Origin of the sequence: Flavobacterium frigidimaris (assembly GCF_002217275.1) — a bacterium.
Classification (GTDB): domain Bacteria; phylum Bacteroidota; class Bacteroidia; order Flavobacteriales; family Flavobacteriaceae; genus Flavobacterium; species Flavobacterium aquidurense.
In genome coordinates, this window is the sequence record NZ_MUGV01000044.1 from 22,290 (window position 1) to 37,196 (window position 14,907).

A 14,907-nucleotide genomic window follows, 5' to 3' on the forward strand; every position below is an offset into this window, starting at 1 on the left:
CTCGTATATTAGAGGGTTCTTAATCTAAAATTAGAATTTCCTAAGATTCAACATTAGAATTTCTAATGTTGACTTTTTTACCAATGTCTTTCTTAAAAATAATAGTTACAATAGTTCCTTTATTTTGCTCCGATTGTACTTGTATTTCACCATCGTGCATACGTATAATTTTAGAAGCCAAAGGAAGTCCTAAACCGTAACCTATATATTTCGCAGCAATTTTTCCTCTAAAGAAAGGTTCATATAAATGCGGAATATCCTCTGGCGGGATTCCGATTCCGATATCATTAATACTAATTTTAATCCAGTCTTTATTGGCTGAAAGCGTTACAAATACTTCATTATTATCTGAATATTTTACTCCGTTTGTAATAATATTATTGATCGCTAATTCTAAAAGAGGCTTATTGCACGGAATTAAAAGTAAATTAGAATCTTTAGGAGCAAAATTAAGTTTGATGCTAACACGGTTATCCGGATAAATTTTATCCAAATCCGATTTTACATCCATTAATAATTCATCGATTCTGGCGATATCCAGCACTTGTTTTTTTCCATCGTAACCGGTTTGCGTTAATTTCAACAAACTTTCTGTTAAATTTCCTAATCTAGAAGCCTGACTATAAATATTTCCAAGAGATTCAATGTATTCAGGAATTTGCCTTTCTTTCAGAAGCATAATTTCAGACTCCGCAATAATAGTTGTTATTGGAGTTTTTAGCTCATGCGAAGCATTATTGATAAAGTTCGCCTGAATTTCGAAAGAAGTTTCCAGTCGGTCCAGCATATCATTAAAAGTATGTGTAAGATCTGATATTTCATCAGAATTCTTTACTTCGGGCAATCTGTTATGAAGATTTGAAGCACTTATCCGGTTTACTTCTTTAGTAATTCTTGCTACTGGATCAATGACTCTTTTGGCCAGAAAACGCCCTAAAAAGAAAGCTAAAATTACAAATCCGATTCCTCCAAACAACAATATTTTTACAATATAAATTGTGGTAGTTTTTCCTCTTCGGTCACGCGCACCAACAATTACAATATATTTTTGATTATTTTCGGTAAAAACCTGACCCAGATAATATTTACTATTTACTTCAAAATAATCTCTTCCGGTTTCGAGAATGTTAGAGTAAAATTCGTTTGGTAAATTTAATTTAGTATTATAATCAAAACTATTGGCGCTGTTTATTCTAAGAACATATTCTTCTTCTTCAATAAGTTCTTCCAGTCCATTTTTTTTAAGATTACTATAGTACTTAATTTTTTCGGGATCCTTTTGAAAATGAATCGAAGCCACAATTTTTGCTCTGTCCTCTAGACGTTTTAAAAAATGGTATCGGTTATTTTCACGAAACAATACAAAAACTAAAACACACAATAACAGTGTACTAAAAGTAGAAAGGGCAACATAAGTAAAAGTAATTTTTTTTCTTATATCCATTTTATGGCTGTATAACGTAACCTAAACCTTTCATGGTATGAATCAGTTTGGTTGTGTAAGGTTTGTCTATTTTTTTTCGTAAATAATTAATGTAGACATCAACTACGTTGGTATTCATATCAAAATTGATATCCCAAACATTATCTAATATCTGATCACGAGATACAATTCTGCCTGTATTTTTAGCTAGATAATAGAGTAATTTAAACTCCTTGGCAGTCAAAACAATCGATTCTCCGTTTCTTTTAACTGTTTTTGATTTACTATTAATTTCTAAATCACTAATTATAATAGAATCTACTTTTTCAGTTTCCTGATTTGCTCTTCTGTATAATGCGTTAACCCTTGCGTCGAGTTCACCAAATTTAAAGGGTTTTACCACATAATCATCTGCTCCGGCATTTAATCCGGTAACAATATTTTCTGAAGTTCCGAGGGCAGTTAAAAGCAAAATTGGTACAAAGTTTTTGTCTGCTCTTAATCTTCTGCAAATTTCGATACCGTTTATGTCAGGCAACATTACATCTAAAATTACCACATCAAAAGTATAATTCTGAATCATCTCTAAAGCCGTTTTACCATCAAGAGCAACACTGACATCATTGTTGTTCTCAGCGAATCCTTTACGTAAAATAGATAAGAGATTTGGTTCGTCTTCGACTATGAGTAATTTCATTTGAATAATTGTATGAGTAACAAAAATAAGGATTGCCTTTAAAAATCTAAATCTCGTTCCGTATAAATTATGATTTAATTATGAACAGTTGAATGAAGGCGATTTTAGATTTTTGATTTTAGAAAGTAGATTTCCGAACCTTGTTACCTTAAATTAGATTTATAATTTAGATTTTAAATTGTATAATCTAAAATCTAAAATTATTTTTAGAAAGTTTCGCCGGCATTTAAATAGAATCCTTTAGAACTATTTCCCCAAGCCTGATCAACAATCAAATTGGTACGGGTTGCTTTATCTATTAAAATACGCAAACCTAAACCTGCAGCAGGTTGAATAGAATGAAAAAGATTTGTATTCGTGTCTGGATTGCTTGTCGTTACAAAATTCGTAAATACGACTCCACTGAACATTTGATTACAGGTAATTGGAAACCTGAATTCTGTTGCCAGATAAACTAAGTTGGTCCCTCTGAATAAACCCTGCGTATACCCTTCTCCACTTCGGCTGCGTTGATCCCAACCGATGGCAGGCAAATTTAAATAAGGAACCTTTCCTCTTGTTACAAATTGTCCATAGGTCCAAAGTGCCAAAATATAACGTTCGTTTTTCTTAGAAAGCGGGATGAAATTACGATACTCTGCAAACAAAACATTACTATTATCCTGGTTTTTAAACAATACCGGATTAAAACGATAATTTATGTTCGCAAACCATCCGTGTGTTGCATTGACCTGATTATCTCTGGAATCGTACACCAAGTTTAAGCTCACTCCTGTCAAAAAATACTCTAAATTATCAAACCCATATTTTTGGCTATATTCATAATGATAGGTCAATTTTCCGTTGGCCACATCAAGTTCTTTATCAACAATACTTGAATACCAGTCGATGTTAATACCGCCACCCACATAAAAATTCTTCTTTACTTCAAAGGATGCTGTTTGATGAAATTTAAAGTAATTATAATCCATCGCTTGTGCAATTGAATCAATACTGAAACCTGGTGCTTTATCGCGGGCAGCCGGAATAATGTTGGTTCCTAAACCATAATTAGGTTGTGAAAATAGATACATTCTATAATCTCCACTTAAAAATATCCTGTTATTTCTTAATAATATATTGTTCTTGATATTGACCAGCCATTGTTTTTTTGTCGTGTAGGTAATCCCAACATTGGCTATCGAATATTTATCTGCTTTTTCTTTTCCTTTAAAAGTATATTGCGCTACTGCACCGTAAAAGAAACCAGTCGCTGGTTGAGAACCAATAGCCGGAATAATTAAAAAGAAACTGTTTTTTATAGGTTTCACTACATAAACGGAATCTTTCTTTTTGAAGATTTCTATTATTGTTTTTGGAGGACAAACAGTAGGATTGATGGAGTCGTTTTGGGCGATTGAAACAAAATGTATAAAAAACAATAACACCAAGATTTTAAATTTCTTCTGAAAGCTATTATTTTTTAAAAATTTTACCATCTGAAAGTTTTATTTTTTGGAAATAACGATTCAACCTTACTGTAAATATAAGTCTTATTTTCAATATTTTACGCGAATATTCTTTTAAATTAAAAGGATAACTTATATAACAATTTAAAATTTTAAGATTCAAAACGCATCAATTATTAGGGTAATCTGTATCTTTTCACTCTCAAATAATCATCAAAAAACAACATTGAAAAAAGAGTCTGAATATTTTCTTGATAAAGAATACAATTCTATCATTTTTGGTAGAGACGAAGCCAATTTCAAAGATTTTGAATGTTGTGTTTTTAATAATTGTAACTTTTCTGCCTGCACCTTTTTAGCCGTTACTTTTATTGATTGTACTTTTAATGACTGCATTTTTAGTGAAGCCAAAATCAATTACGTAGCTTTTAGAACGGCTACTTTTAATCGCTGTGAAATCAAAGAAGTAAATTTTGCGATGTGCGATAAATTAATTTTCGAAATTCATTTTTACGATTGTATACTGGATTTTTCGAAGTTTTATACTTTAAAAATAAAAGGAACAACATTTACCAATTGCAGTCTGGTTGCTGTAGATTTTATGGCCGCAGATCTTACAGCTGTTCTTTTTGACAATTGCGATTTATACCGGTCTGAGTTTGATAAAGCAATCGCCAACAAAGCCGATTTTAAAACAAGTTACAATTACACCATCGATCCATCAAAAACAAAATTGAAAAAAGCTGTTTTTGCTTTGAAAGAAGTGAAGGGGTTATTGTTTAAACATGATGTGATTGTGAGCTAGGAAAATAAAAAAAGCCAGTATAAAACTGGCTATTGATTACATATATTTTTTACTAAGGAAATTATCCTACTATAACGTCTCTTTTCATGATAAATAATTTTAAATTAATTATATCACAATATTATCGTTTTTTTACACATTATACAACTTTCATGTGTTAAAACTTACACAACATCTAAATCATCTCCGGACTTAAATTTTCTCGTTGTAATTACATCTTTTGAATAAAAATCCTTTACAAATATATCTGTAAAACCAGATAAGGAATGTTTTGCTATTACAGTAAGTCTGATATATGATGATGTATCACTCCAATTCGATTCGATATCTTCTATAGTTCTTACCCGCATTGCATGGAGGCTATTGTTATCGCTCTTTTTCTTACAGGGAATATAGGAAATAAAATTATCTTTCAAAACGATATCTTTTCCCTGAATGTTCATTCCTCCAACACCTCCAATTTGTTTATAGAAAGTAGGTTCGATTCGAATATCAAATATTTCAGAATTTGTTTTATTTATAAATTTAAAAAAGTAATTCGTTTGTCCTTCAAAAGTTACTTTGCTTATATAAGACGAAATCTCAATTTTTACTCGTTTTCGATTTAGGAAATACATTAAAAATAAATAGGATGAAATTACTCCTGTAATAATACTAATTACTATCCCTACAATTATCTCTTTCATTTAAATCTATCATTTATCTGACAAATTTACAATAAAAATTAACATGTAAAAGATTACTTTTAAAACATTCGGTTCAATCGTTTCTCCATCACATAATCTTCCATTAAATAATTTTTTCCAATATCAATATTAACTTCATCGACAACTTCAAAACCTATTTTTTTATAAAAACCTAAAGCCGAATTGAATCGGTTTACATTTAATAGTAATGCAGTCGAATTATTTGCTAAAGCTAATTTTCCAATTTCATCAATAACCTTTTTACCTATTCCTTTTCCTTGTGTTTCTGGCAGAAGATATATTTTATGAATTTTAGTTACAGCTTTACTATTATAATTATGTTCTATTCCGATGAAACCTAAATTAGTTTCATCTTCATTAATCATAAAAAATAATTGCTCTTGTTTATTGTATTGGTCAATTAATGCTTCATCAGAATAAAAAAGACCTAACATATAATCTAATTGTTCTTTTGACAGAATTTCGCCGTACGTAATAGGCCAGGTTATATGTACTATATTTTGAATTAGCTTAATATCGCTAATTTTTGCTTCTGAAATTGTAATCATATTGTATTTAAAATCCTTTTATTATTTAGTAAAAACCTGATTTTCCTGTTCGCTTACCCGGATGAAAGTTGTGCGTTTGGTTAGTTCTTTTAATCTCGATGCACCAACATAAGTACAAGCACTTCTTAAGCCTCCTAAAATATCCAAAACTGTATTGATCACTTTCCCTTTAAACGGAACCTGAACTGTTTTACCTTCACTGGCTCTGTATTCAGCAACGCCGCCAACATGTTTGTCCATGGCGGTTGTCGAACTCATTCCGTAAAATTGTTTGAATTTTTCACCGTTAACTTCGATCAGTTCTCCTCCACTTTCCGTATGTCCTGCTAACATTCCGCCCAACATCACAAAATCGGATCCTGCACCAAATGCTTTTGCAACATCTCCAGGAGTGGAACAACCACCATCACTGATAATATGTCCGCCTAAACCGTGAGCAGCATCAGCACATTCTATAATCGCCGAAAGTTGTGGATAACCAACTCCTGTTTTTACACGCGTTGTACAAACAGATCCGGGGCCAATTCCGACTTTTACAATATCGGCACCAGCCAAAAGCAATTCTTCAACCATTTCTCCGGTAACTACATTTCCGGCAATAATTACTTTATCAGGATATTGTTTTCGGGTTTGTTTTAAAAACTGAACAAAATGCTCGGAGTAGCCGTTTGCAACATCAATACAAATAAATTTCAAGAGTGGGTTTGCTGTTATAACTTGACCGATTTTAGCAAAATCTTCTTTGCCCGTACCAGTGCTTATGGCAATATAGTCGTAGAATTCCGGAGATGCATTTTTAAGAAAATTATTCCATTCCTCCGGTGAATAATGTTTATGAATAGCGGTAAACAATTTTTCTTTGGCTAAAACCTGTGCCATTTCAAAAGTTCCAACGGTATCCATATTCGCAGCCATAATTGGAATTCCGGTCCAGATTGTGGTGCTGTGCAAAAATTTAAAATTTCGTTCTAGAGACACTTCAGATCTACTTTTTAATGTTGATCTTTTAGGGCGAATCATTACATCTTTAAATCCTAATTTCAAATCAGTTTCTATTCTCATGGCTTTGAATTTTCTGTTACTCTCAAAGATATTAATTTAGAAAATGACGTCTTTAAAATGAATAGAAAACTAATTATTCAGTTATTAACAATTATTCAATTTTAGATTTTAGATTGTTGATTTTAGATTGCCAAAAACGGAATGCTTAATTTAGAATGCGGATGAAAGTGATTCGCTAAAGCGAAAGCGCAGATTTAAAACGGATTTTTTATTTTTGAAATTTCACAGAGATACTCTAAGTTTCTCAGAGATTCACAAAGACTTCAATTTGAACGCGTTTCGACTACGCTCAACGTGACAAACGTCACACTGAAGACTGAGACTGAGACTGATAACTAAAATCTACCCGTGAATCGTCTCCCCTTTTCCGTAATTCGAAATAATAGATTCTTCGTAGGCAAGCCATTCTCTCCAGCGCTTCTCAACGTCGATTCCAACTCCGTATTTTCTTGCGTAAGTAATGAAAGTTGTATAATGTCCGGCTTCGCTTTCCATCAATTCTCTGTAAAAAACAGCTAATTCTTCGTCCTGAATATTCTCAGATAAAACTTTAAAACGCTCGCAGCTTCTGGCTTCGATCATAGCCGAAAAAAGTAGTCTTTCAACTAAACCAGAAACACGGCTTCCGTCACCGCTTTTCTTCATATATAAATAGAGTTCATTTACATAATCGTCTTTGCGTTCGCGGCCTAATTTTAGTCCTCTTTTGATGATGATATTATGAACCTGTTCAAAATGGTCGATTTCTTCTTTGGCTAAAGCCAATAAATCTTTCACTAAATCCTGATGCTCCGAGTTATTGGTGATAATCGTAATCGCGTTTGTTGCTGCTTTTTGCTCGCACCAAGCGTGATCGGTCAGGATTTCCTCAATATTTTTCTCTACAATATTTACCCATCTTGGGTCTGTTGGAAGTTGTAATCTTAGTACGCCCATTTTTTAAGTCTTAAGGTTTGAAAGTCATAAAGTAATAAAGTCATAAAGTCCAAAGTCATAAAGTTGAAAGTCGAAAAAACAAAAGTCGAAAGTCCAAAGTCATAAAGTTGAAAGTCGAAAAAACAAAAGTCGAAAGTCAAAACTAAAATAGACGTTCACATTCTATTCAAGACTTTCGACTTTCGACTTTAAAACTTTATGACTAATTTTTAGTATACGAAAATCGGTCTTTCGCTCATCATTTCGTTTACTTCGTTGGCTACTTCTTCGATAATAGCTTCATTGGTATGATCAGCTAATACTTTATCGATTAATGCTACGATAGTTTCCATATCTTCTTCAACTAAACCACGAGTTGTGATTGCAGCTGTTCCAACACGTATTCCAGAAGTTACAAATGGTGATTTATCATCAAATGGAACCATATTTTTATTTACGGTGATTTCTGCTTTTACTAATGCATTTTCAGCTTCTTTACCAGAAATATTTTTATTTCTTAAGTCAATAAGCATCATGTGGTTATCAGTTCCGCCAGAAATAATTTTGTACCCTCTTTTTACAAAAGCATCTGCCATAGCATTTGCATTTTTTTGCAATTGCATAGCGTAAGTAAAGAACTCATCTTTTAATGCTTCACCAAAAGCAACCGCTTTAGCAGCGATAATGTGCATTAAAGGTCCACCTTGATTTCCAGGAAAAACAGCAAGATCTAATAAAGATGACATCATTCTGATTTCACCTTTTGGAGTTTTTAAACCTTGTGGGTTTTCGAAATCTTTCCCCATTAAAATCAAACCTCCACGTGGTCCACGTAAAGTTTTGTGCGTTGTTGTAGAAACGATATGACAATGTGGAATTGGATCATTCATCAATCCTTTAGCAATAAGACCTGCAGGGTGAGAAATATCAGCAAATAAGATTGCACCTACACTGTCAGCAATTACTCTAAAACGCTCAAAATCCATATCACGAGAATAAGCAGATGCTCCGGCGATAATTAATTTTGGTTGTTCTTTAGTAGCAATTTCCTGAATTTTATCATAGTCTAGACGACCAGTTTCAGCATCAACACCGTAGAAAACAGGACGGTATAAACGACCTGAAAAGTTTACAGGAGAACCGTGAGTCAGGTGACCACCATGAGATAAATCAAAACCTAAAATAGTATCACCAGGATTTAAACAGGCGTGGTAAACAGCCGTATTTGCCTGAGAACCTGAGTGAGGCTGTACGTTTGCGTATTCAGCACCAAATAATTCTTTAGCTCTGTCGATAGCAATTTGCTCAATAACGTCAACTACTTCGCAACCGCCGTAGTATCTTTTGCCAGGATATCCCTCAGCGTATTTGTTAGTTAAAACAGAACCAGCTGCTTCCATTACTTCGTCGCTTACAAAGTTCTCAGAAGCGATAAGTTCTAATCCGTGAATTTGTCTGTCTTGTTCCTCTAGTATAAGGTCAAAAATTTGTTCGTCGCGTTGCATTTTTTCGTTTTTCGTTAATTTGATGCAAAAATACAAAAAAACGTTTGTGATACTGTTAGATTATGATATATTTGACATAGAATTTTTCAACAAATAATTAACATACACATGCCAATAACCGCCAACGATACCAAAAGAAAATCATGGTTAGAAGTACCAGAAAATAGTGACTTCCCTATACAGAATATTCCTTTCGGTGTATTTCTTACCAAAGAAAATGTCGTTACAGTAGGAACAAGAATTGGCGATTACGCTATAGATTTAGGGGCTTTGCAACAATTAAACTATTTTGAAGGAATAGATTTAACTGATGATATGTTTATGCAGGATACGCTAAATGATTTTATTTCTGACGGAAAAAAAACATGGCGATTAGTGCGAAACCGTATCGCTGATATATTTGATGCAACCAACCCACAACTTAGAGATTCAACAAAAGATCGCGATATTGTTATTTTTAAAATTGATGATGTAGAAATGCAATTGCCCGTTTTAATTGGAGATTATACCGATTTTTATTCCAGTAAAGAACACGCTACGAACGTTGGAAAAATGTTCCGTGATCCTGAAAATGCCTTATTACCAAACTGGTTACACATTCCGGTGGGTTACCACGGAAGAAGTTCTACTATTGTTCCGTCCGGAATTCCGGTACACCGACCAATGGGACAAACATTACCAGCTGGAGAAAAATACCCTGTTTTTGGGCCGTCTCGTTTAGTAGATTTTGAACTGGAAACTGCTTTTATTACAACAGATGTTAATGTAATGGGAGAAAATATCCCAACATACGAAGCCGAAGATTATATTTTCGGAATGGTTTTATTGAATGACTGGAGCGCACGTGATATTCAGAAATGGGAATATGTGCCACTAGGACCTTTCTTAGCCAAAAACTTTGCAACGTCAATTTCTCCATGGATTGTAACGATGGATGCTTTGGAACCTTTTAGAACTAAAGGCCCAAAACAAGATCCGTCGCCGCTTCCTTATTTACAAACGAAAGGGAAAAAAGCTTTTGATATTCATTTAGAGGTTTCGATACAACCTGAAGATGCAGAAGAAACAATAGTTTCTAAATCAAATTTTAAATATTTATATTGGAATATGGCACAGCAATTAGCACATCATACCTCAAACGGATGTCGTGTAAATTCTGGTGACATGATGGGTTCAGGAACTATTTCTGGTCCAACTCCTGATAGTTATGGTTCAATGTTAGAATTGACTTGGGGAGGAAAAAATCCTATAAAATTAAAAGATGGTAGTGAACGTAAATTTATCGAAGATAATGATACCGTAATCATTAGAGGTTTCTGCGAAAGCAATGAAGTTCGTATTGGTTTCGGAGAAGTTTGCAGTCAATTACTACCTCCTTTTGTTAGAGCATGAAGAGAAGATTCAATACATTAATTGTAAAGGATAGAAATAAAAAAAAGCTTGTTAGTTTGCTCTAACAAGCTTTTTTTATACTATACTTTGCCACAGATTAAAGGATTAAAATGATTTTTTCAATGACAAACAGTACAATAAATTATGTTTTAAAAAACTTAGTGTCCTTGTGCCTTTGTGGCGATTACTTACACCGGAATCTGTTGACTCAAACAATGTAATGTTCCGAATCCCCAGATAAAATCGATACAACTAATTCCGATTACTTCTCTGTCAGGAAAACATTCTGAAAGTATATTCAAAGCCACACGATCGTTACTATCATTAAATGTCGGCACTAAAACACATTTATTCAGAATTAAGAAATTAGCATAACTCGCCGGTAATCTTAAATCTTCAAAATCGACGCGTTTTGGCATTGGTAATGCAACTATCGTTGGCGATTTTCCGTCTTCTAATTTTGCATTTTGCAAACGCTTTAAATTATCCTGTAATGGTTTATAATTCGAATCGTTTTTATCTGTTTCAACAATTGTTACGATGGTATCTTCGTTTACAAATCGGCATAAATCGTCGATATGTCCGTGTGTATCATCGCCTTCTATTCCATCTCCAAGCCAAATTACATTGGTAACTCCCAAATATTCTTTAAAAACAGCTTCGTAATCTTCTTTGGTGAAATTTTCATTTCGAACCTGAATAGTTGGATGCATTAAACATTCTTCAGACGTTAACAAAGTACCTTTTCCGTTCACATCAATCGCACCACCTTCAACAATTACCGGTTTTCCTTTATACATTACCTGCGTTAACGGAACATCAATAAAATCAGCAATTTTACCTGGAACAAATTTATCTAATTGATAGTTTTTATATTTTGCCCAACCATTAAAATTGAAATTTAATGCTTCTCTTTTTGAACCGTTTTTTACAATAATTGGTCCGGAATCACGCATCCAGCTTCTGTTTGTTTTATGGATAATAAAAGAAACATTCGCAAGATTTACGCGTGCTCTTTCTAACATTTCGTTTATTTTTTCTTTACCTTTTTCATCGGCTACAACCAAAAAAACAGTTTCAAAAGTGGCTACTTTTTTAATAAATTCTACAAAAGCCCATTGAACAGCTTCGTATTTTCCTGGCCAGTCATTACCATTATGCGGAAAACACAATACAATTCCTTGTTGTTTTTCCCATTCTGCTGGAAATCTTCTATTATTTGTTGACATATAGAGGTTCTAAATTTGAAAGAGCACAAAGATAATCATTCAGTAAGGATTATAAAACAGTCAATTGGAAATCCATTACAATTAAGCCAAAATATCTGATAAAAATTAAGTTAAAGATTAAATAATGAAGACTTAATATTCGGCCAAGATCTGCTAATTACTTTTGGCGGAACTAAAAACTAATAAAATGAAAAAATTAAGTATCTCATTATTAACAGCTCTTTTAATTATGACGAGTTGTAATAACGACGAAAATTCAAACAATGAACCAGAGGTTGTCGTAAACGAAAATCCAGCAACTTTTAAAGAAATTGGTTCTATCACTATTGGTGGCGAAGGAGCAGCTGAAATTTCTACTTATGATGAAAAAACAAAAAGACTTTTCACTGTAAATAATAGCGGAACAAATCAAATTGATGTTATTGATATTTCAGATCCTACAAAACCAGTTAAAATTGGTAAAATTGATTTAACTCCTTACGAAGGAGCTTCAAATAGTGTTGATGTTTACGACGGAAAATTAGCCGTTGCTTTAGAATCAACTACAAACAAACAAGGAAACGGAAAAGTTGTTATTTTTAATACTACAGATTATAGTTTAATTAAACAAGTTACCGTAGGTGCATTGCCAGACATGATTACATTTTCTCCAGACGGGAAATATATTATGACTGCAAATGAAGGAGAGCCAAACACAGATTATTCTCAAGATCCAAACGGAACTATTTCTATTATTGAAACGAGTACATATGCAGTTACAACACTAGATTTCGCTTCTTTTAGCTCTCAGGCTGAAACTTTGAAAAAAGACGGATTCAGAGTTTCAAAAGTTGCAAAAAGTTTTGCTCAGGATATTGAACCAGAATACATTACTATTTCAGACGATTCTAAAACAGCGTGGGTTACTTTACAAGAAAATAATGGTGTGGCAAAAGTCGATATCGCATCTAAAACTATTACTGCCATCTATCCTTTAGGATACAAAAATTTCAATACTGCTGAGAACGCTATTGATGTGAGCGATAAGGATGACAAAATTGCTTTCAATCCATGGAAAGTAAAAGGAATGTATATGCCGGATGCGATCAGTCATTTTTCTTCTAACAATGTTCCTTATTTCGTTACAGCTAATGAAGGTGATGCAAGAGAATATACTGCTAATACAGATATTAAAAGAATGAAAGACATGAAGTTAGACGCAACTGTTTTTCCTGATGCTGCAACTTTAAAATTAGAACCAAATTTAGGAAGATTAAATCTTATCGCTGATATGGGAGATACTGACGGAGACGGTGATTTAGATGAAATGGTAAGTTTTGGAGCACGTTCTTTCTCTATCTGGAATGGAAGCACTGGAAAAATTGTTTATGACAGTAAAAATGATGTAGATAAAAAGTCACAGGAATTAGGTACTTATGATGACAAACGTAGTGACGACAAAGGTTCTGAGCCAGAAGCTGTTAAAGTAGTAAAAATGGGTAATCAGAATATTTTGTTTGTAGGTCTGGAAAGGTCAAACGCTTTTATGTCTTACGATGTAACAAATCCAACATCACCACAATATTTACAAACAGTTAAGACCGGAGTAGCACCAGAAGGTGTATTATTTATTCCTGCTTCTAAAAGTCCAACAAAAAGAAGTCTATTGGTTGTTAGTAGCGAAGGTGATGGAACCGTAAAGATCTATCAGCCAGATTTAAAATAAGTTTCAATCATCAATTTTAGAAAAAGGGTAAAATACATTTTACCCTTTTTTTTTGCCTGAATTTTAGGTTTTATTAACAATTATACACAATAAAAACCTAAAACGTGGGAATTATGTAAGAGTATATACAACAGAATCTAAGACTCGAAGTATAATTTTGTCATGAGTTTAAAATAAAAACCAACTTAATATTGAATATCATGAAAAAGAAATTAGCCTCCGTATCACTGTTACTACTGGCATTTGCAGCAAATGCACAAAATATGGCAACTACTTCAACACAACCTTCTATTGATAAAGCACCATATGATAAATGGTCTATCGAACTAAATGGCGGTCTTAACAAACCTACCAGAACAATGACTCCGGGTTACACTACTTCAACTCTTAACCCTTTTCACGCAGATTTAGGTGTTAGATATATGTTTAATCCAAAATTTGGGGTAAAATTAGATGTTGGTTATGACCAATTTAATGAGAAAGATGATACTCCTGATTTTGAAAGCCGTTATGTTAGAGCAAGTTTACAAGGAGTTGTAAATATTGGACGAGCTTTGAACTTTGAAACGTGGACTAATACTATTGGTGTTTTGGCACATGGTGGTTTTGGAGTTTCGCAAATAAGTACTGAAACCGGATATGGTGGTCAGGATTATATGGCCCACGGAATTTTAGGATTAACAGGTCAAATAAAATTAAGCAATAGAGTTGCTTTGACTGGAGATCTTACCGGAATTGTAAATGGAAGACAAAACTGGAACTTTGACGGGATGGGTACAACAAAAACAGGTGCATTTGATGGTGTATTGTTAAATGCTTCAGTAGGTTTGACTTTCTATTTGGGTAAAAACGGAAAACATGCTGACTGGGTTGGCGAAGAAGACAGATACAATGAACTTGATCAAAGAGTTAGCTTAATTGAAACTGGTCTTCTTGACACAGACAAAGACGGTGTAGCTGATTTATATGATTTAGAACCAAATTCAATTACAGGTGTTGCTGTAAATACAAAAGGACAATCTATAGATACAAACCAAAATGGTGTTCCTGATGAATTAGAAAGCTATTTAGACAAAACTTATGCTAAAAAAGGCGATAATAACCTAACAAACAATACTGTAGAAGAATTGATTAATGGTGGATACGTAAATGTTTATTTCGACTTTAACTCTTCTAAACCAACTAATGCTTCTTTATCAGGTGTTGATTTCTTAGTGAAATACTTGAAAAACAACCCAGGAAAAAATGCAGATATTATAGGTTATGCTGACGAAATTGGAAATTCAAGCTACAATACTGAATTATCAAGAAAAAGAGCTGAAGCTGTGAAAAAAGTAGCTACAAATGCAGGAATTGATGCTTCAAGATTGAACGTTATTGCAAGTGGTGAAGATACTTCTGTGAATAAAAATTCTAAAGAAGCACGTCAAATTGTGAGAAGAGTTACTTTCCAGGTGAAATAATTTCTTAA

The 14,907-nt window shown here is 33.3% G+C and carries 13 protein-coding genes; 4 read left to right on the forward strand and 9 right to left on the reverse strand.

The window, feature by feature from the left end:
• Positions 1 to 40 precede the first annotated feature (40 nt).
• The 3 genes from B0A65_RS21440 to B0A65_RS21450 all read right to left on the reverse strand — a co-directional run bounded on the left by B0A65_RS21440 (position 41) and on the right by B0A65_RS21450 (position 3,547).
• Complete coding sequence (locus B0A65_RS21440) at positions 41 to 1,444, reverse strand: sensor histidine kinase (RefSeq protein WP_074657689.1); 1,404 nt, start codon at positions 1,442 to 1,444, stop codon at positions 41 to 43.
• Between the two features lies 1 nt (position 1,445).
• Positions 1,446 to 2,120 carry a response regulator transcription factor gene (locus B0A65_RS21445; RefSeq protein ID WP_074657687.1) on the reverse strand — a complete coding sequence of 225 codons (675 nt, stop codon included), beginning with the start codon at positions 2,118 to 2,120 and terminating at the stop codon, positions 1,446 to 1,448.
• A 206-nt stretch (positions 2,121 to 2,326) separates the two neighbouring features.
• Positions 2,327 to 3,547, reverse strand: a complete 1,221-nt coding sequence (locus tag B0A65_RS21450; protein ID WP_242670334.1) for a BamA/TamA family outer membrane protein — start codon at positions 3,545 to 3,547, stop codon at positions 2,327 to 2,329.
• A 247-nt stretch (positions 3,548 to 3,794) separates the two neighbouring features.
• Between B0A65_RS21450 and B0A65_RS21455 the strand changes: the two genes are divergently transcribed.
• Complete coding sequence (locus B0A65_RS21455) at positions 3,795 to 4,373, forward strand: pentapeptide repeat-containing protein (protein WP_074657683.1); 579 nt, start codon at positions 3,795 to 3,797, stop codon at positions 4,371 to 4,373.
• A gap of 164 nt (positions 4,374 to 4,537) precedes the next feature.
• Here B0A65_RS21455 and B0A65_RS21460 read toward each other — a convergent pair whose 3' ends face one another.
• From B0A65_RS21460 to glyA, 5 genes are all read right to left on the reverse strand, one after another.
• Entirely contained in the window at positions 4,538 to 5,059 is a 522-nt protein-coding gene (locus B0A65_RS21460; protein ID WP_074657681.1) for a hypothetical protein, read from the reverse strand.
• Positions 5,060 to 5,118: 59 nt separating this feature from the next.
• The gene (locus B0A65_RS21465) at positions 5,119 to 5,628 is read right to left on the reverse strand and encodes a GNAT family N-acetyltransferase (RefSeq protein ID WP_074657679.1); all 510 of its coding nucleotides are present in this window, start codon (positions 5,626 to 5,628) and stop codon (positions 5,119 to 5,121) included.
• A gap of 21 nt (positions 5,629 to 5,649) precedes the next feature.
• The gene (locus tag B0A65_RS21470; RefSeq protein ID WP_074657677.1) at positions 5,650 to 6,690 is read right to left on the reverse strand and encodes a GMP reductase; all 1,041 of its coding nucleotides are present in this window, start codon (positions 6,688 to 6,690) and stop codon (positions 5,650 to 5,652) included.
• A 342-nt stretch (positions 6,691 to 7,032) separates the two neighbouring features.
• Positions 7,033 to 7,626, reverse strand: coding sequence for a tRNA-(ms[2]io[6]A)-hydroxylase (gene miaE / locus B0A65_RS21475; protein WP_007810758.1), 594 nt, complete (start codon positions 7,624 to 7,626; stop codon positions 7,033 to 7,035).
• Positions 7,627 to 7,835: 209 nt separating this feature from the next.
• A complete protein-coding gene (gene glyA, locus B0A65_RS21480) occupies positions 7,836 to 9,110 on the reverse strand; it encodes a serine hydroxymethyltransferase (RefSeq protein WP_074657675.1) in 1,275 nt (424 codons plus the stop codon).
• 108 nt (positions 9,111 to 9,218) lie between these two features.
• Here glyA and fahA point away from each other — a divergent pair, with 108 nt between their 5' ends.
• Positions 9,219 to 10,502, forward strand: coding sequence for a fumarylacetoacetase (fahA, locus tag B0A65_RS21485; RefSeq protein WP_074657673.1), 1,284 nt, complete (start codon positions 9,219 to 9,221; stop codon positions 10,500 to 10,502).
• A gap of 188 nt (positions 10,503 to 10,690) precedes the next feature.
• Here the strand turns inward: fahA and B0A65_RS21490 are convergent, their stop codons facing one another.
• A complete protein-coding gene (locus B0A65_RS21490; protein ID WP_074657671.1) occupies positions 10,691 to 11,731 on the reverse strand; it encodes an agmatine deiminase family protein in 1,041 nt (346 codons plus the stop codon).
• A gap of 187 nt (positions 11,732 to 11,918) precedes the next feature.
• Between B0A65_RS21490 and B0A65_RS21495 the strand changes: the two genes are divergently transcribed.
• The gene (locus tag B0A65_RS21495; RefSeq protein ID WP_074657668.1) at positions 11,919 to 13,436 is read left to right on the forward strand and encodes a choice-of-anchor I family protein; all 1,518 of its coding nucleotides are present in this window, start codon (positions 11,919 to 11,921) and stop codon (positions 13,434 to 13,436) included.
• Positions 13,437 to 13,636: 200 nt separating this feature from the next.
• Positions 13,637 to 14,899: an OmpA family protein gene (locus B0A65_RS21500; RefSeq protein WP_074657665.1), complete on the forward strand. Its 1,263-nt coding sequence runs from the start codon at positions 13,637 to 13,639 to the stop codon at positions 14,897 to 14,899.
• The last annotated feature ends 8 nt before the right edge of the window (positions 14,900 to 14,907 follow it).

What these genes read in the sequence shown, in the direction of transcription:
- B0A65_RS21440 (WP_074657689.1), bottom strand. Translation starts at nt 1,444, where the DNA reads ATGGATATAAGAAAAAAAATTACTTTTACTTATGTTGCCCTTTCTACT.
- B0A65_RS21445 (WP_074657687.1), bottom strand. Translation starts at nt 2,120, where the DNA reads ATGAAATTACTCATAGTCGAAGACGAACCAAATCTCTTATCTATTTTA.
- B0A65_RS21460 (WP_074657681.1), bottom strand. Translation starts at nt 5,059, where the DNA reads ATGAAAGAGATAATTGTAGGGATAGTAATTAGTATTATTACAGGAGTA.
- B0A65_RS21465 (WP_074657679.1), bottom strand. Translation starts at nt 5,628, where the DNA reads ATGATTACAATTTCAGAAGCAAAAATTAGCGATATTAAGCTAATTCAA.
- B0A65_RS21470 (WP_074657677.1), bottom strand. Translation starts at nt 6,690, where the DNA reads ATGAGAATAGAAACTGATTTGAAATTAGGATTTAAAGATGTAATGATT.
- miaE (WP_007810758.1), bottom strand. Translation starts at nt 7,626, where the DNA reads ATGGGCGTACTAAGATTACAACTTCCAACAGACCCAAGATGGGTAAAT.
- glyA (WP_074657675.1), bottom strand. Translation starts at nt 9,110, where the DNA reads ATGCAACGCGACGAACAAATTTTTGACCTTATACTAGAGGAACAAGAC.
- fahA (WP_074657673.1), top strand. Translation starts at nt 9,219, where the DNA reads ATGCCAATAACCGCCAACGATACCAAAAGAAAATCATGGTTAGAAGTA.
- B0A65_RS21490 (WP_074657671.1), bottom strand. Translation starts at nt 11,731, where the DNA reads ATGTCAACAAATAATAGAAGATTTCCAGCAGAATGGGAAAAACAACAA.
- B0A65_RS21495 (WP_074657668.1), top strand. Translation starts at nt 11,919, where the DNA reads ATGAAAAAATTAAGTATCTCATTATTAACAGCTCTTTTAATTATGACG.
- B0A65_RS21500 (WP_074657665.1), top strand. Translation starts at nt 13,637, where the DNA reads ATGAAAAAGAAATTAGCCTCCGTATCACTGTTACTACTGGCATTTGCA.